Source organism: Kitasatospora sp. NPDC036755 (assembly GCF_040636595.1).
Classification (GTDB): Bacteria; Actinomycetota; Actinomycetes; order Streptomycetales; family Streptomycetaceae; genus Kitasatospora.
This window is the reverse complement of the sequence record NZ_JBEZUT010000199.1, coordinates 1-16034: the sequence shown is the minus strand read 5'-3', so window position 1 is coordinate 16034 and position 16034 is coordinate 1. Positions and strand designations below refer to the sequence as shown.

Below are 16034 nucleotides of genomic sequence, written 5' to 3'. Positions count from 1 at the left end.
CGCGGCGGGGCGGGCGGCGGGCCGGTCGGCCGGCGGGGCCCCGTACCGCGCGGTGCGGGCCGAAGGTGTGGGAACGGTGAGGGACGGTACCGGGAGGGGAACTGCCCGTACCCGCTCGCCGTCCAAGGAGTGACGGAATGCCTGCCCGGGTTGAACGCCGGGGGGAGTACGGAGGGCCCTGTGCAGTCAGGTGGTGCCGAACTGAACGTCGGATGCCCGGGCGGTGGCCCCGGAGGCCCCGAGGGGTCCGGTGGTGCGCGGGGCGCGGCGGTCCGGTGGGCGCAGCGCCGGGTGGCGGTCGATCAGCTCGACGCCGCCGAGCGCTGCGAGACGCTGCTCCAGGACACCCTGGACGCCGTCCGTCCGGCGCCGGTCTGGCAGGGGTCGCCCGCTCGGGCGGGTGCGCGGCTGCCGTTGCCGGGGCACGCGTCGGAGCTGCTCTGGTACGTCACCCGCGGCCGGGACCTCCTCACCGTGGTCTCGCTGCCCCGGCGGGCGGTGCTGGCGGACGTGGTGGAGCGGCACTGGCGGCGGCGCGGCTGGACGATCACCTCGTTGAACGCCGGCCGGGACCGCCCGGGCGTCGCCGCGGCCACCCCGGACGGGTACCGACTGGCACTGCGCTTCGGCGAGTCGGGTGAGGCGGGGCTGACCGCGAGCTCGCCCGGAGTGGCCCGGTCGGAGCGGGGCCCGGTGCTGTCCGGGAGCGTCGACCACTGTGCGCCGCCGCTGCCCTACGTCCGCTGTCCGTACTGGAGCGCGCTGCTTTAGGGCGTGTCTGACAATTCCCGCCGGGCGTGCGACGCCGGGGCACGCACCTCGCCGCGTTGTCGTCGGTCGCCAATGCTCCGCAGTGGCTCCCTCCTCCGCCTTGCGATGCACGCACCCCAACGCCGCACGCTGATCCGACGCCAATTGTCAGACACGCCCTAGGGTGATCCACCGAGCAGCGGACGACTACGACCGGGCCTGTGGAGTCGAGGGCCTGGCCGAGGTGATCGGGCCGCGCGGCCGAGACCCTGGGGAACGGTCACGGGCGCTCACGAGCGGTACGCGGCGTCGTGATACCCGCGCAGCCTGGGGCCGCGGATCGCGGGTAGCCCGACCAGGGTGTCCCTGAAGGCCTCGCCGTGGGGTTCGAGGGGGTACCAGGGGCGTGGCGGCAGGGGGTAGTCGTCGCGCAGGACACCCGCCGGGAGCACCCCGGTGGCGGGTGTCGGCGAGGTCTCCTCCGCGGGGCCGGCGAGGTATGCCCAGACTCCGCTGTCCAGCGGTACCACCGTCGCCTCGCGGTCGGGTGGGCGCCACGGGTCGCCGGTGCCGGGGTGGCGGGGGACGAGGAGGACGTCGGGGTCGGGCCGGGGCCCGGGGACGCCGGGGCCGGCCAACGCCACCACGCGGGGGTCGGGACCGGGCGGGAGGTAGCGGGACACGGCGTGGCCGAGCAGTTCGGCGACGGGGCCGGCGGGGAGGGTGACAGGCCGGTTCTCGGTGGCCGCCACGAGGTGGGCCAGCGCGACGCCGACGGCGGCCTCCCACCGGCGGCTCCACGACCCGTCGGGTTCGACGGGCGGGGCGCGGTGGTCGGTACGCTCCAGGTCCGCCCAGTCGGGTAGCGGGCCGGCCGGCACCCCCGAGGGGCGGCGGACGACCGCGTCGGGCTCCAGCCACACCGTCTGCCACGAGCCGCAGTCGTCGATCCGGGTCGCCACGGCCCGTCCGCACCCGGTACAGGCCAGATTGGGCCCGGCCCGGCCGTCCACGCCCCGGCAGTAGCCCTCGCACTTCTCCAGGATCAAGGTCATCGACCGGGAGTCACCGGGCGCGATGACGATCCTGTCCCGCGCGCCGAAGGAGACGGCGTACACCGGCGCGTACACGCCCTGCCGGGCAGCGGCCTCCTCCCCGACCTTCTCCCACGACCGCCAGGGCGGTCCGGTGGGCCGTGGCTCGACCGCGTACGTCGACGGCTCCATCAGCGGAGGGTGAAGCTCTTCCCAGGCGCCGTAGTGGGTGTGGACGGGGAGTGCGACCCGGGACACCGGCGCCGTCAGCTCGGCCGAACAACCGGCGCACACGAACACGTCCAAACAGGCTCCCCCCGCTGCGGCTTCCCCGGGATTGTGCCGCGCTCACGGCGGAGGATCCATCGGATTTCGGGGCGGCCCCAGGACCGGGCCGCCCGTGCTGCGGGTTCCCCCGGGGCCGGGCCGAGCGGGCTCGCCTCAGGCCAGCTGGTCGATGACGGCGAGGGCGGTGCGCCGGAGTGCCTCGTCCTCCTCGACGATCATGAAGAAACCCCCGCTGCGGCGGGACCGGGCGCATTCCGCACGGACCAGCGGAAGGGCGGGCGCGGCGGCGGGGCCCATCCGCCGCAGGCACTCCAGTACCTGCTTGGCGGTCGAGTCCTCCCGCTCCCAGGCTTCCAGCAGCACCGGTAGGACGACCTCCGCCTCGGCCGGGCCGCCGATGTCGTGGATCGCGGCGGCGGCGTGCACCCGGGTCCACTCGTCCTCGGCGTGGAGCAGCTGCCGCAGGCAGGGCAGGGCCGCGGTCGCCGGCGCCCCGATCCGGCCCAGGATGTCGGCCGCGTCCCGCTGCGCGTCGGTGTCGAGCAGGTCGGTCAGCCGCGGTACGACATCCGTGGGATCGCGTTCGAGGGCCCACAGGGCTTCTGCCGCGGCGAGGCGCAGGTCCATGTCCTCGGCCTCGACGAGCGGCCGGACCGTCTCCAGAGCGGGCGCGGCTGCGGTGCCGAAGCGGGTCAGCGCGTGGAGGGCCGCGGCGGCGCCGCGCCACTGCTCCTGCCGAACGGAGGCGGTGACGGCTGCGGTGAGTGCGGGCACGGCTGCGGGGTCGCCGAGCCGGCGAAGGGCAGCGACCAACGCGCAGGCGTCCGACCAGGACCAGTCCCGCGCGAAGTCCGCGTCGGCCAGGCGCCGGGACAACCGGGGAAGCAGTTCCCCGGCGGCCTGGGGGAGGTGGCCGGCGACCTGCACCGCGCGCCAGGCATCGGCGTCGGTGTCCAGCGCCGTCAACAGCCCGGGCAGGGCGCGCTCGTCGCCGAGGCGGGCCAGTGCCGTGACCGCCTCCTGATGGGCTCGGCGCAACAGGGGGTGCGGCGAGGCCCACACGGTCGGTCCGTGGGCGGCCCGGTGGGCCTCGACGAGGACGGCGAGGGCCTCGCGGGCGGGTTCGGCGAGGGTGACGGGGAGTTGCCTGAGGGTGTCGGCCGCTTCGGCGGCAGTGTACGGGTCCTGGGGCAGCAGGCAGTCGGCGAGCAGCCGGACGAGGTCGGAGTGGTCGCCGCGCCAGGAGTCGATCAGGGCTCTGGCCATCCTGATGGCGTCGTACCGGGTGGCCCGGTCCAGGCTGCAGAGTTGGGCGGTGAGCAGGGCCGTGCGCTCGGGCAACCGGGTGTCCAGTACCCGGTGAAGGGTGGTCAGCAGCTCGGTGGTCGGGGCGTGTACACGGTCCTGCCGGTCGAGGTCGGCGAAGGCCGCGGCGAGCTGCGGCGGGACATCCCGGTTCGGTGCTGTCGCCGGTGCGGTGGCGAAGTCGTCGTCCGTGCAGGTGCACTGCCCGCAGTCGTCCTGCCCGGCGTCGTCCTGCCCGGCGTCGATCTCGTCCTGGGGCGCGGGCTCGTGTGTGAGCTGCTGGAGCAGGTCGGTCGCGGTCGGGACGAGACCGGCGTCGATCGTCTCGGGTGCGCAGGCGGCCCGGTGGACGAGGGCGGCGAGCCGGATGTCGGCGTCCAGCCCGGAGTCGGCCGCCAGGGTGGCGAGCCAGGTCGTCACCGGGCCCAGCGCGGTGGGCAGCCGCAGGGCCAGCGTCGCGGCCGCGTCGATGACCAGGAGCCGCTCCAAAGTGCCGCTCTCGGCCGCCAGCCGCTCGCGCAGCCGGGCGAACGCCTGGTCGGCGTCGTCGAGGAACAGCCCCAGGGCCGGGACGGTGGCCCGCCGCACCTGTGGGTCTGGGTCAGCCGCGTGCCGGACGAAGTCCTCGACGCGCTCACGCATCTGAGGCACGACATCCGCGTGGGGCGTCGACGCGTGGCCGGACGGACTGTAGTAGACGCCGTCGGGGTCGCGGTCGAGCGCCGCCCTGCCGATGCTGAGCAGGAGCCGGATGACGGCCGCGCGGTCGGGCGTCCGGGGATCGCCGGCGAGCGCGAACAGGAACGGCAGGCTCGCTGCCGTGCACGAGTAGACGTCGCCCTGGTGGTGGGCCGAGCTGTAGAACCTGCTGAACGCCCCCTCCCGGACGTCGGGGTCGGGCGAGGCCATCTGCTCCAGCCACAGCGGGACTTCGTCGGCCGGACCGTAGGCGTGACCCATGGACGACCAGTCGACGAGGTCGACGCCGTCAAGAATGTTGATCATGGGCCGCACAGTGACACGAGGTACTGACACCGCCAACAGGGGCGAATCCCGACGCACAGTGGGACGAGCTGTTCGAGCAGTGTCCGAGTGGCAGGTGACCCAGCCCGCCACTTCAGACGGCCGGGTCCTCGTCCGCGCGGTGTAGGTGAACATGGTGCGTGGCTGACCCCCGCGGGTGCGGGGAGGACGTGTGGATCGTCGCGCACGCGGTGCGCGGGGTCGGCTGACCCTCGCGGGTGCGGGGAGGACAGGCGCACGGAACCCATCCACCCGCCCGGAACCGGCTGACCCCCGCGGGTGCGGGGAGGACACCCGCGCGGCCGGTACGTCACCGTGGCCTACCGGCTGACCCCCGCGGGTGCGGGGAGGACGCGACTGCGAGCGGGACGCCCTGCTGCATCAGCGGCTGACCCCCGCAGGTGCGGGGAGGACGGCCCCTGCCGGTACACCGTCCGCACCGTCGTCGGCTGACCCCCGCAGGTGCGGGGAGGACGCGCGGAACCCGGGCACCAGTGCGCCCTTGTCCGGCTGACCCCCGCAGGTGCGGGGAGGACCTGGGCGTACCGTGCGGTCGAGTCCCGGCGGATGGCTGACCCCCGCGGGTGCGGGGAGGACCCTTTGTGACCTGGGGCGATTGAGGGGCTTTGCAATTTCTTTGCAAGGCCCGCTGTGGCGATGCTCGACCCTATCAGCGCCGTTGGCGAGCCGATGCTGTGTCAAGGAACCGGCACGCCTGGCGGTTCCCGTCCGGCTGATCCAGCGCTCGGGGACCCCGGGCGAGGCTGGAGGCCGAGCGTCCGGACGGGCTGGAGCCGCACTGCGGGTTCTCTGCCGGTCCATGCCCCGGTGGGACCCTGCGCGGCGCTCGTCAGGTGATGTGCCGCAGCAGTGCGGCGACCGCCGGCGGGGCTTCGCCCGGGGGGCGTACCACCATGACCTTCCACGTCGGGGCGTGGTGGTCGAAGCGGTACTGGGGGAGGTCGGGGAAGCGGTCGGCGATGGACCTGGGCATGATGCAGACGCCGAGGTCGTTGCGGACCAGTTCGGCGGCGGCGACGATGTCGTTCACTTCGAAGGTCGTGGTGCGGTCGACGCCCGCGGCGCGGAAGGCGCGGTCGACGGCGTCGCGGATGGCCCAGCCGGGGGTGAAGTCCACCAGGGGGAGTCGGGCGGTGTCGGCGAGGCTGACCTCGCCGTCCGGGGTGGTTCCGGGGAGCACCCGTCGGGGTGCGGCGAGCAGGACCATGGTCTCGCGTGACAGCAGCCTGGTGGTGAGGCCGCGTTGTTGTCCTCGGTCGAGTGCGACGACGGCCAGGTCGACGGTGCCGTCGCGCAGGGCTTGGCGGATGTCGGCGACGGCGGCCTGGCGCAGGTGTACGACGACGCCGGGGTGTTCGGCGCGCAGGGCGGCGAGGGCATGGTGGAGGCCCGCCCAGACGCCCTGCATGGTGCCGACGGTGACCCGTCCGCGGAGTCGGCCGCGGGTGGCGTCGACGGCTTCGCGGGCGAGTTCGGCGGCTCGGAGAGTCGCGCGGGCGGCGGGGACGAAGGCTTCGCCGGCGGGGGTGAGGGCGACGCGGTGGGTGGTGCGGTCGAACAGGGGGGTGCCGAGTTCGCGTTCGAGGGCGCGGACGGTGGCGGACACGGAGGACTGGACGACGTGCAGCCGTCGTGCCGCCGCCGTGAAGCCGCCGCTCTCGGCCACCGCGACCACGACCTCCATCTGCCGTAGGTCCATCGTCAACTCCTGGTCGGGCCGTGCCCCATACATCCGCTGGTGAGGCACGGGACGGGGGCGGGGTTGGTTCTTGACCGCATCGTAGGGGGCCGGGCGGTGGGTCGATCGGGCCTCGGCGGCCGAGGCCGGGTGCCCTGCTGCGCAGGAAGTCGGACCGGCCGACTTCTCGCGCAGCGGGGCGGCGCTGTCCGGGTGGGGGCGTGAGTGTTCCGAGCCCGGGGCCGGGCGTTCAGCGCTTCGAGACGGAGCGGCGGAGTTCGACGAAGCCGAGGGCGTCGGGCCGGCTCCGTGAGGGGCCGGACGATGTGCCCGAGGACGGTGGTCGACCGGGCCTGGTTCCGCGTCCCGAGACCGGGGAGAACCGCGCGGCCCCGGAGAAGATCCGGATCGTGACCGGTAGGGCGCGGCCAAGGTGGTCGCCGTGCCCGTTCGCCTGGTGGAGCTGCTGGATGGCGCTGTGGATCGTCTCGGGCGAGAGCGTCAGGTTCTGCCGGTTATTGCCGCCGGGGAGGGCCGTGCAGGCCCTCGTGTTCGGCATGATGCGGGCGTTCGTGATGCCGAGCCCGCCGTTGAGCTCCTGTGACCGGCCGTCGGCGAACACGTAGTGCCGGCTGGTGGTGGGGGAGGAGAAGCCGGCCACGTAGGGGTTGTCCGACCGGATGTGGATCGACGTGAGCCGGGTGCCGCCGTCCATCACCCGGATCTCGAGGGGACGCCGTTCGGTGGTGTGTGCCGTGCCGCTCAGCGTGGTGACCATGCCGACGGTTGCGCAGAGCGAGAGCATACCGGACCGGACCACGGGTTTCTTCAGCATGCTTCCAGTTCCTGAACGGCCGCCAGCTCTCGACTGGTGGTTGCGTTCAGGACATTAGGACGCGTGTGGGGGCCTCGGTGCCCACTCGGTGCACGGGGCCTGGCCGCCCCGTGCACCGGAGTGCGGCACCGCGGAGGTCACTCGCCGACGGGGCCGGGAACGGAAGCGGGACCGGGACCGGGAACGGAAGCGGAAGCGGGAACGGTTTCGACCGGCGTCGCCCGGCGGCGCTCGGTGGTCCAGTAGAGGAGCGCGAGCAGGGGCAGGGCCGTACCGAGGACGGAGACGGCAGTCCAGCCACCGGCGTGGAAGAGGGTCGAGCCGAGCTGGGAGCCGGCGGCCCCGCCGACGAAGAACATGGCGATGAAGGCGCTGTTGAGGCGGGCCCGGGCGGCCGGGTCGAGCTGGTAGACGGTGTGCTGGCCGAGGATCAGGGTGGCCTGGACGGCCATGTCGAGGAGGACGGCTGCCAGGGCCAGCAGGACGACGCTGCGCCCGCCGAACCCGGCGAGGGCGAACGCCGCGGCGGCGACCACGAAGGCGAGGCCGGTCATGAGGCGCGTCAGCCCGTGGTCGGCCCAGTGCCCGGCGAACGGGGCGACGGCCGCCCCGGCGGCGCCCACGAGGGCGAACAGGCCGACCCCGACCGCGGAGTAGTGGAAGCCGGGGCCGGTCAGGACGAAGGAGACGGTGGTCCAGAACGCGCTGAAGGCGCCGAACATCGCCGCCTGGTACAGGCCGCGGCGCAGCAGGGCCGGGTGGGTGCGCACCAGCCGGACGGTGGAACGCAGCACGTGGTGGTACGGGACGGTGGTGGTCGGGGCGTGCGAGGGCAGGGCGACGCGCAGCGCGATGCCGAGCAGCGCCATCAACGCGGCGGAACCGAGGAAGACGGCGCGCCAGCCGGCCAGGTCGGAGACCAGGCTGCTCACCGTTCGGGAGAGCAGGATGCCGGTGAGCAGACCGCTCATCACCCGGCCCACGACCCGGCCGCGGGCGTGGTCGGGAGCGAGGCCGGCGGCGAACGGCACCAGGATCTGGGCGACGACCGAGGTGGCGCCGCTGACCAGCGAGGCGATCAGCAGCATCGGGAAGCTGGTGGCGAACCCGGCGGCGAGGAGGGCGAGCGTGGTGACCGTCAGCAGAACGGTGATCAGGTTGCGCTTCTCCAGGCGGTCGCCGAGCGGGACGAGGAAGAGCATGCCGATGACGTAGCCGACCTGGGTGAGGGTGATCAGGGCCCCGGTGGTGGCGGTGCCGGTGTGGAAGACCTCGCCGAGGGAGGAGAGCAGCGGCTGGGCGTAGTACAGGTTGGCGACCGTCATGCCGGAGGCGACGGCGAACAGGGCTATCAGCCAGCCCGGCACGCCGTGGGGGGCCGTCGGGGCGGTGGATGGGGCTGCGGCTGCTGGCGTTGGGGTCGCGGCTCCGGGTGCCGGGGGCGCGGTGGATCGGCGCGAGGCGGTCGGGACGTCGGGCGAGGCGGACATGTTCACCTTCTGGAAGCAGTGACCGGCCGGGGCAGGCCGGCGCGGGCGGGCGGTGACGGCAGCTTCCTCGCTGCCGTCACACGGGTACGAGCGCCGGCACGCTCCCGTTGCTTCCTGCTCCGGGGCGATGCTTCGGGATGTCAGTTATCGCGAACGGAGATGATCGCGGGAGCCCGGGCAAGAGCCGGTGTCCGAGCCCGAGCCGGTGTCCGAGCCCGAGCCGGTGTCCGAGCCGGTGTCCGAGCCCGACTCCGCCGCGCCGCTCACCGTGCGACCCGCACAGGCGGCCGCCGCACGGGTCAGCAGCGCTGCCCGCCGAGCATGATCCGCGCGAGCAGCTCCTGGCGGCTGCCCACCCCGGTCTTGGTGAACACCGACTTCAGGTGGTCCTGCACCGTGTACGGCGTCATCGCGAGCACCCGCGACACGTCCCTGGTGTCATGGCCGCGCACCAGCAGCAACGCCACCTCCTGCTCGCGCGCCGTCAGCCCGAACGCGGCCAGGTAGAGCGGCATCACCTCGGCCGGCGTGGCCGGCGCGGCCACCACCGTCACCGCGTTCGCCGCCCCGCCCCCGCGCAGGGCGGAACCGTGCAGCAGGTACCAGCGGTCGTCCCGGGACCGCACCCGTACCGGGTTCTGCGGTACGGGCAGCCCGTGCGCCGCCCGGCGGGCCTGCTCGGCGGCCATCGCCACGCTGGTCGGGACGGCGAGCGAGGACGAGGTCGGGTCGGCCAGCCGGGCCAGCAACTCCTCGGCCGGTCCGGACAGGGCCTGCAGCCGGTTGCGCCGGTCCAGCACCAGCACCGCCGGATTCGCGTCCGCCTCCTCCTCCCGTGCCCCGGCCGGTACGTGACACGACCTCAGCGCATGGCCCAGGTGCCGGGCGGCGGCGTCGGCGATCACACGGTGGCGCTCCAGGTACGGGCCGCGGTCCGGCGCCCGCAGGAACGCCGCGCACCCCCACATGCCGCCGGCCGCGTCGAACACCGCCCGCAGCTCGTCCCCGAACCCGGCCGGCGCGACCTGCTCCCGGAACCGCACACTGTCGTACAGACTGCCACGGGTGGCGCGGGTCAGTGTCTCGGCGTGCACCCCGCTGTGCCGGATCTTGGAGAACGTCGCCACGTCGTCCGCCCACACCTCGAGGCGCACGGCGTGCTCGAACCCGTCCAGAGTGAGGTCCTCGCTCTGCACCGAATTCACCAGTCCGGTGACCGGGTCCGCGGTGTGCCAGCACACCGCGTCGAACTCCAGTACCTCACGCAGCAGTTCATCCGCCCGCCGGAACACCTCGGGAGCCGCCAACCCGGCCCCGGCCAGCTCCCGCATCCCCTCGATCGCGGCCCGCGCCGCCACCCCACGTCGCCCCATGCGGGGAAGCTAGCACGGCAGTTCGCGTCCCACCCATGCATCGAACGGTGGAGAGACGGCGTCCCGGCTCCTCCCAGGGGATGAGGACCGCGTACGGCCGTACGACCACCGGCCGGTGCCACGTTACTCGACACACGGAGCCGGACAGGAGATCCGTCCGAGCGGCATCGACCGGGAACGAGTGACCGTGACGGGCGCGACGCCGCCGGAGGACGGGCCACGGCGGCGTGAGGACCGGTTTGCCAGGTGGGACCGCGAGTCGGGCACCTTCTGGGACCACCGTGAGGAGCCCGACCGGACTGACCTCGCCCGAGGAGCACTTGGCCGCCGCCGAGCGCTGCGGTCGGACGTCAAGATCATCATGAGGCGACTTCCCTGACCATCTTGGCCGGACCGCTACTTTCCGTACGCCCGACGACGCACCATCATCACGTGTGCGCCGGACACCACGCCACGAAAGAAGACCGAGATGCTGCGCCCGACACTCAACAAGCCCCGCCTCAAGGCCGGAATCGTCGCCATCGCGACCGCGGCCGCAGGGGTGCTCGGCGCCGTCACCGCGCCCAGCGCCCAGGCGGCGGGCAACTGCACCCACTACGGGCAGGCCGGGTACGGGCAGGTCTTCACCAACTACAACTACACGGGTGACTGCTGGGAGTTCCAGATCGGGACCTGGACGGTCTTCCCCGTCCTGGTCAACCACAAGGTCTCCTCGCTCAGGAGCTGGGCCGCCTACCCCGGACAGGTCGTGCACCTCTCGGGCGACGGCATGACCTTCGACGCGGGCGCGGGCGAATGATGGCCGAACCTGCCCGACTGGTTCAACGACCATGCCAACGCGGCCTACTGACGGTTCGAAGGATCCATCTCTGCAGTCCATGCCGGTGCCGTGGATCGACTGCCGCGAGCGGCCCGGGGCCCGTGGCGCGCCCCGCTGTGGCCGGGCAGCACACCGCCACCGTGACGGCGGCGGCTGACCCTCGCGGGTGCGGGGAGGACTGGGGCCAGATGGACCCGGGCGAACTCGGAGTCGGCTGACCCCCGCGGGTGCGGGGAGGACGCCGCCGCCGAGTACGGCGCCTACGCCACCGTCGGCTGACCCCCGCGGGTGCGGGGAGGACTCGCCGACCTGGACCTGGCTGCCGGCCACACCCGGCTGACCCCCGCGGGTGCGGGGAGGACGCCATCACCGGCGGCAGCATCCACCTCGCCAACGGCTGACCCCCGCGGGTGCGGGGAGGACCCTTCGCGAGCTGGGGTGATGCGGGGGCTTTACCGTTTCTTTGCGGAGCTTGTTTGAGGGGTATCGAGGTGTCAGAGGGCCTGTGCATCATCTCATGTGGCGATGGCCGAGGATTCCGAGAGAGCGTCAGTCCGCGAGCCCGGTCTCAGCTCGCAGGAGCCGCGAGGTCGGCCGCCACCAGTTCGGCGGCCCGGGTCGGGTCTCCGCCGGCGCGGGTGAGGAGTGAGGCCACGTCGTAGCCGGCGTCGGCCGTCTCCCGGTGGGTCACCTTCATGTTGTGCACCGACTCGTAGCGCGGGGAGCTGAGTGCCGCGCCGAGGTCGGGGCGCAGGCGGTCCAACTCGATGACGACTGCCCAGGCGTCGTTCTCGATGCGGGCCCGGCGTGCCGGGTCGCAGGCGGCGATGGCCTGGGCGGTTTCGGGTGAGTCGGGCTCGCGAGTGTTCAGGGCGGGGAGGAGTTCGGGGGCGCCCAGGATCTCGGCTGCCCGGATGGCGAAGGTGTGGTCGTCGGCGTCGCATTGCAGCAGCTGCGCGATCAGGGGGACGGCCCGTGGGTCGTGCCGTCTGGCCAGGCCCCGTGCGCCTTCTTCTCGGACCTCGCCGTTCTCGTCGGTGGTGCATGTCCACAGGGCGTCCCTGATGGCGGTGGTGTCCTGCTCCAGTTGGAATCCCAGGGTGAACGCGGCCCAGTCGCGGACCTCGGGGTCCTGGTCCCGGGTGAGCCGGATCAGCGCCCGGATGTCGGGGCCGTCGGGCAGGCCGCTGTGGACGAAGGCGAGTTCCGAGGCGACGTGCCGCCGCAGTTCGGCGTCCTCGTGTTCGGAGAGCTTCACCAGTACGGGAACGGCGCGCGGGTCCTGTGCCCGGCCGAGGCCGCAGATGAGGGAGGACAGGACGCCGGACTCCGTCTCCGCTGCGGCGAGCGCGATCAGGGCGGTGGCCGCTTCGCCGCGCAGGGACTCGTGTTCCTCGGCCGCGAGGCCCACCAGATCGCAGCCCACTTGGCGTTCCAGGGCATCGGCCGAGCCCAGCAGGCCCGACCCGCGGCGCAGGGTGGTCTCGGCGTGTTCCGCCTCCGCTGCCTCCCGTGCGAGTGTCCAGTAGGCGTGCCAGTCGTCGTCCGCTTCCGAAGCCTTCGCCGTCCGCGCCGCCGCCATCACGTGCCCCACCGGCCCCGTCACGTTGTCCATGCGCGCATTCTTGCCCGAGGGGCCCGGTGGGGGACAGGGAATTTCCGGTTCCGGGCCGGCTCCGGTGGCCGGCCGCGGTGGGTGGTCGGCTTCGCCGTGGGCCGCCCGGTGGCGGCGATCGCTCCGATGCCGCTCCGGGGCGGGTGGGCTTCCGGGCGATCGTGTGGATCGTGTGGGGAGACCGGATGCCGGGGGCTGTTGCGGTACCGAGGTGGTGGGCGCGGCCGAACGCGGGGGCGGGTTCGCGTGAGAAGTCGGCCGGGCCGACTTCCCACGCACCCCGGCAGCGCGCCCCCGTTCGCCCGGCCGGGCCCGGAGAATGCAGGTGAGCGGGGTCGGCGGCCGCCGGTAGGGTGCCGTGGGTGACGAACTGGCGCGAGATCCACGACACCGACTGTGCACTTCCCGAAGGGCGCCGGCTGGACGACCTGACCGCAGAGCTGGCGGACGCTCTGGGGGATCCGGACCCGGAGGTCCGGGACAGCTACCCGTACGCGGTACTGGACACTTGGATCCGGCGCGGGGTGATCGACGGGGACGGGTTGCTCGCGCTCGGCGATCTGATGGCCCAGCGATTCACCGATCCTCGGATCCAGGCCAGGACGTTCGCCCCGCTCGTGCTGAGGATGATCGTGAGCCGGGGATGTCTCAGGCCCGAGTGGCTCGACGCGTTCGCCGCCTGGTACCGCTCGGAGACCGACCTGCGGGGCCGCGACGACGAACTCGGCTGGCTGCACGCCGTCGCGCACGGCGCGGACCTGCTGGGGGCCTGCGGACTGCGGCCCGAGGTCGACCCCGAGCTGCTGCTCGCACTCGCCGCCGAACGGCTGCTCGCCACGACGGACCACCTCTTCGCGGAACGGGAGGACGACCGGCTCGCCAAGGCCGTCGCCCTCGTCCTCACCCGTCCCGACCTGACGCCGGAGCGGTCGACGGCCTGGTTGAGGGAGGTCGGCGCCGCCCTCGCCCCGTACGAGCGCGGGCCGATGCCGGTCTGGGCCTCCAACTCGGTCCGTACCCTGCGCGCCCTGTACCTCCTGGCGGACCTCGGAGTGTCCGCGGAGCGCGGCGGGAACCCGGTCCCGCTCGCCTGCGGTGACGCGGTCAAGGCCCGGGTGGCCGCGGTCCTGCGCCCGCTGCTCCCGTAGGCGGGGGTGCGGGACCGGGTGGCAGGCGCACGAGAAGTCGGCCTGCCCGACTTCTCGCGTCGGCGCGTGGCACGACCCCCTGCCACGGCCGGACTCGACCCGGCCGCCGACAGCACGCGGCCGGCGCTCGCAGCGATCTGCCGCCGGCCCCGGCCGCACAGGGGGACGGGCCGGGAGAGGACCAGGACGAGACGCCGGGACAGAGCCTCGTCGTCCGGGGCCGAGTTGAGCCGGCGGGTGGTACTCGTGCGTGCGGAGCCGACCGCCCCCGCCCGAACCGCGTCGGATGCCGGCGGCGGCGCGTGCCCGGGGGCGGTCACTGTTCCCATGGGGTTCGCGACCACGAGGACGGGGGAGTCGCGCCGACACGAAACCGCGGCCGGCGGGGAATCGTGTTTCCGCCTCACGCCCGGTCAAGGCCTGTGCCGCCCCCGCCTTCGGGCACGTCATGGCCGCCCTGCGCGCGCCCAGGTCGGTCGGACGACCATCACGGTCGGTAGGTAGGTTTCTCCGGGGCCCGCTCAACGTCCCGTCGAGGCAGCCCCGGTGTACTCCCGCGTTCGGCGACGGCGGCTTGCGGCTGGGGCTGCGCCGGGCAATACGGTGACTGATCGAACCGCGCCACCCATGGAGGAGAATCGTCATGGTCCACCCGGCCGTCACCCGCCTCTCAGCCCTGCTGGGGGAGCCGAGCACCCCCGGCGACACCGTCGACTGGGAGGATCTGGCCCGGACCACGGGCCTGCGCCTGCCCGCCGACTACCGCGACTTCGTCACGCTCTACGGCGGCGGTGAGCTGGACGAGTACCTCGGCGTCAGCACGCCGCCGGTGAACGGCTCCCCGTACGGCGATCTCATCGATGGGCTGGACTTCGACCCCAGGGACGAACCGGCGGCTCACACCGGCACCGAGCCCGAGGACCTGAAGGAGAGGAGGCTTCTCCCCTTCGCGGGCAGTGCCAACGGCGACGTGGCCTTCTGGCTCTGCGACACCCGGGACCCGGACCGCTGGGATGTCGTCGTCTTCAAGCGCCAGCACCACTTCCAGGAGGACCCCTGGGTCCGCTTCGCCGTGGGTTTCGGCGACTTCCTGACCGGCACCCTCGACGGCACGCTGCCGAACCCCTTCAGCGACAGAGGCTTTGACAGGCCCCCACACGCCTATCGCAGCTGGCGGCAACCGCTGTGACCCAGCACGGCGTTCACGTGCGGCTGCCGAGCTCGTCGATGCAGACCTCGCTCTCTCCGCAGTGGCGGTGATGCTCCTATAGACGTCAAGCCGCAGGAGCAAGATCGGTTCGCGTGATCTTGGTTGATGGTGTGCTGGTGAGCGCGCGGTAGACCTCGCGGGCGACGAAGCGCCTGAGGCACCGCGTGATGTCGTTCTTCGACAGCCCTTCCTTGGCGCGGCGGGCGACGAAGGCACGGGTGCGCTCGTCGTAGCGCACGCGGGTCAGCACGATGATGTGCAGGGCGTTGTTGGCGGCCCGGTCGCCGCCGCGGTTGAGGCGGTGGCGGTGGGTGCGGCCGGAGGAGGCGGGTATCGGTGCGACTTCGGCCAGGTGCGCGAACGCCGCCTCGGAGCGCTGCCCGTTCGGGATCGTCGCCAGCCGACGCAAGGAGCTGGCCGGCGGTCTCGGAGCCGACCCGAACAGGGCCAAGAGCTGCGGGGCGGCCTGTTGACCAGCGGGCCGATCTCGGTGTCGAGCTCGGTGATCTCGTCGTTGAGCGCCTGGTGGCGGCGGCCCAGGCGCCGCAGGGCGGCCTTGGTCGCGGCCAGCGGCGCGGACAGGTCCGTTCCGGGCCGCAGCCGGGCGAGTGCGGACCAGTAGGGCCCGCTCCAGACCCGCGACCTGCTCGCGCAGCACCGCCGGTGGGGACACGAGCAGGCCGCGGATCTGGTTCATCGCCTGGGTGCGGGCCTTGACCGCGCTGCGGCGTGCACATCGCAGCACCCGGATGGCCTCGACCACGCCGTCGCGGCTTTTGGGGACACCGACTGCCCGGCCGGCGGCCACCGCCGTGGTGGCCGCGTAGGCGTCGATCGGGTCGGATTTTCCGCGCAGGCGGCGCACCTTGAGGGCCGGCCGGTCCACATCGAGGACCGTGACCCCTGCGGCGGTCAGCACCCGGGCGAGCTCGGCGCCGTAGGCACCGCTGCCCTCCACGCCGACCGCGCGCAGGGCGCCGTGCGAGCGCATCCACTCCAGGAGGTCCCGGTAGCCGGCGACAGTGGCCGGGAACTCCTGGCCGGCCAGGTGCCGGCCCAGCCGGTCGATCACCGCCGCGTGGTGGGCCAGCCCGTGGGTGTCGACTCCGCCGGTGATCTCCGGGCCGTCGTACGTCACGCTGGTCATGTCCGTCCTTGCCGCTTGTCCGAGCCGGGGGCGGCACGCGCCCGTCGGGCGGGTGGTTTCGTTCACGTGAAGTAGCAGCGATCGGTCAGCGGTTCGGGCAGCAGTCGGCGATCTCAAGTGCTGCGGATGTTCCCCCGAAGTGACGTCACCCGATGGCGCCGACGGCAGAGTGCCCGGCCGCCACAAGGTGTGGATCGGCCTTCCCCGGGAGGGTGAGGCGCTCCGTTCTCACGGCGGATGTGTCGCTCCGGCGCCCTCCTCGATCATCGAACCAGCAAGGTGCGCCCACGGGATCGG

At 73.3% G+C, this 16034-nt stretch carries 12 protein-coding genes and 1 CRISPR repeat array; of the genes, 4 read left to right on the top strand and 8 right to left on the bottom strand.

What is annotated here, in order from left to right; all coding sequences use genetic code 11:
- The first annotated feature begins 291 nt into the window (after positions 1-291).
- Positions 292-771 carry a hypothetical protein gene (locus AB0E96_RS26285; RefSeq protein ID WP_359827847.1) on the top strand — a complete coding sequence of 160 codons (480 nt, stop codon included), beginning with the start codon at positions 292-294 and terminating at the stop codon, positions 769-771.
- Between the two features lie 269 nt (positions 772-1040).
- Here AB0E96_RS26285 and AB0E96_RS26280 read toward each other — a convergent pair whose 3' ends face one another.
- The 6 genes from AB0E96_RS26280 to AB0E96_RS26255 all read right to left on the bottom strand — a co-directional run bounded on the left by AB0E96_RS26280 (position 1041) and on the right by AB0E96_RS26255 (position 9797).
- On the bottom strand, positions 1041-2090 hold the full coding sequence (locus tag AB0E96_RS26280) for a hypothetical protein (protein WP_359827846.1): 1050 nt from the start codon (positions 2088-2090) through the stop codon (positions 1041-1043).
- A 135-nt stretch (positions 2091-2225) separates the two neighbouring features.
- Complete coding sequence (locus tag AB0E96_RS26275) at positions 2226-4382, bottom strand: HEAT repeat domain-containing protein (protein WP_359827845.1); 2157 nt, start codon at positions 4380-4382, stop codon at positions 2226-2228.
- An 868-nt stretch (positions 4383-5250) separates the two neighbouring features.
- Positions 5251-6120 (bottom strand): LysR family transcriptional regulator, encoded by an 870-nt coding sequence (locus tag AB0E96_RS26270; RefSeq protein WP_359827843.1) that lies wholly within the window; start codon positions 6118-6120, stop codon positions 5251-5253.
- Positions 6121-6349: 229 nt separating this feature from the next.
- On the bottom strand, positions 6350-6934 hold the full coding sequence (locus AB0E96_RS26265) for a ribosome-inactivating family protein (RefSeq protein ID WP_359827841.1): 585 nt from the start codon (positions 6932-6934) through the stop codon (positions 6350-6352).
- Between the two features lie 137 nt (positions 6935-7071).
- Positions 7072-8301 carry an MFS transporter gene (locus AB0E96_RS26260; RefSeq protein WP_359827840.1) on the bottom strand — a complete coding sequence of 410 codons (1230 nt, stop codon included), beginning with the start codon at positions 8299-8301 and terminating at the stop codon, positions 7072-7074.
- Between the two features lie 422 nt (positions 8302-8723).
- Positions 8724-9797, bottom strand: a complete 1074-nt coding sequence (locus tag AB0E96_RS26255; protein WP_359827838.1) for a helix-turn-helix transcriptional regulator — start codon at positions 9795-9797, stop codon at positions 8724-8726.
- A 469-nt stretch (positions 9798-10266) separates the two neighbouring features.
- Here AB0E96_RS26255 and AB0E96_RS26250 point away from each other — a divergent pair, with 469 nt between their 5' ends.
- Entirely contained in the window at positions 10267-10596 is a 330-nt protein-coding gene (locus AB0E96_RS26250) for a hypothetical protein (RefSeq protein ID WP_359827837.1), read from the top strand.
- A 171-nt stretch (positions 10597-10767) separates the two neighbouring features.
- Positions 10768-11040: direct repeats of the CRISPR family, unit length 29 nt; unit sequence CGGCTGACCCCCGCGGGTGCGGGGAGGAC.
- Between the two features lie 145 nt (positions 11041-11185).
- Here the strand turns inward: AB0E96_RS26250 and AB0E96_RS26245 are convergent.
- Positions 11186-12232 (bottom strand): HEAT repeat domain-containing protein, encoded by a 1047-nt coding sequence (locus tag AB0E96_RS26245; RefSeq protein WP_359827835.1) that lies wholly within the window; start codon positions 12230-12232, stop codon positions 11186-11188.
- A gap of 362 nt (positions 12233-12594) precedes the next feature.
- Between AB0E96_RS26245 and AB0E96_RS26240 the strand changes: the two genes are divergently transcribed.
- Positions 12595-13380 (top strand): DUF2785 domain-containing protein, encoded by a 786-nt coding sequence (locus tag AB0E96_RS26240; RefSeq protein WP_359827834.1) that lies wholly within the window; start codon positions 12595-12597, stop codon positions 13378-13380.
- A 643-nt stretch (positions 13381-14023) separates the two neighbouring features.
- The gene (locus AB0E96_RS26235; RefSeq protein WP_359827832.1) at positions 14024-14569 is read left to right on the top strand and encodes an SMI1/KNR4 family protein; all 546 of its coding nucleotides are present in this window, start codon (positions 14024-14026) and stop codon (positions 14567-14569) included.
- Positions 14570-14654: 85 nt separating this feature from the next.
- On the opposite strand, the gene AB0E96_RS26230 is transcribed toward AB0E96_RS26235, so the two are convergent.
- A complete protein-coding gene (locus tag AB0E96_RS26230) occupies positions 14655-15737 on the bottom strand; it encodes a transposase (protein ID WP_359827831.1) in 1083 nt (360 codons plus the stop codon).
- Positions 15738-16034: the final 297 nt, after the last annotated feature.

Coding starts and splice junctions, on each gene's coding strand:
- AB0E96_RS26275 (WP_359827845.1), bottom strand. CDS start 4,382: ATGATCAACATTCTTGACGGCGTCGACCTCGTCGACTGGTCGTCCATG.
- AB0E96_RS26270 (WP_359827843.1), bottom strand. CDS start 6,120: ATGGACCTACGGCAGATGGAGGTCGTGGTCGCGGTGGCCGAGAGCGGC.
- AB0E96_RS26265 (WP_359827841.1), bottom strand. CDS start 6,934: ATGCTGAAGAAACCCGTGGTCCGGTCCGGTATGCTCTCGCTCTGCGCA.
- AB0E96_RS26255 (WP_359827838.1), bottom strand. CDS start 9,797: ATGGGGCGACGTGGGGTGGCGGCGCGGGCCGCGATCGAGGGGATGCGG.
- AB0E96_RS26250 (WP_359827837.1), top strand. CDS start 10,267: ATGCTGCGCCCGACACTCAACAAGCCCCGCCTCAAGGCCGGAATCGTC.
- AB0E96_RS26245 (WP_359827835.1), bottom strand. CDS start 12,232: ATGGACAACGTGACGGGGCCGGTGGGGCACGTGATGGCGGCGGCGCGG.
- AB0E96_RS26235 (WP_359827832.1), top strand. CDS start 14,024: ATGGTCCACCCGGCCGTCACCCGCCTCTCAGCCCTGCTGGGGGAGCCG.
- AB0E96_RS26230 (WP_359827831.1), bottom strand. CDS start 15,737: ATGACCAGCGTGACGTACGACGGCCCGGAGATCACCGGCGGAGTCGAC.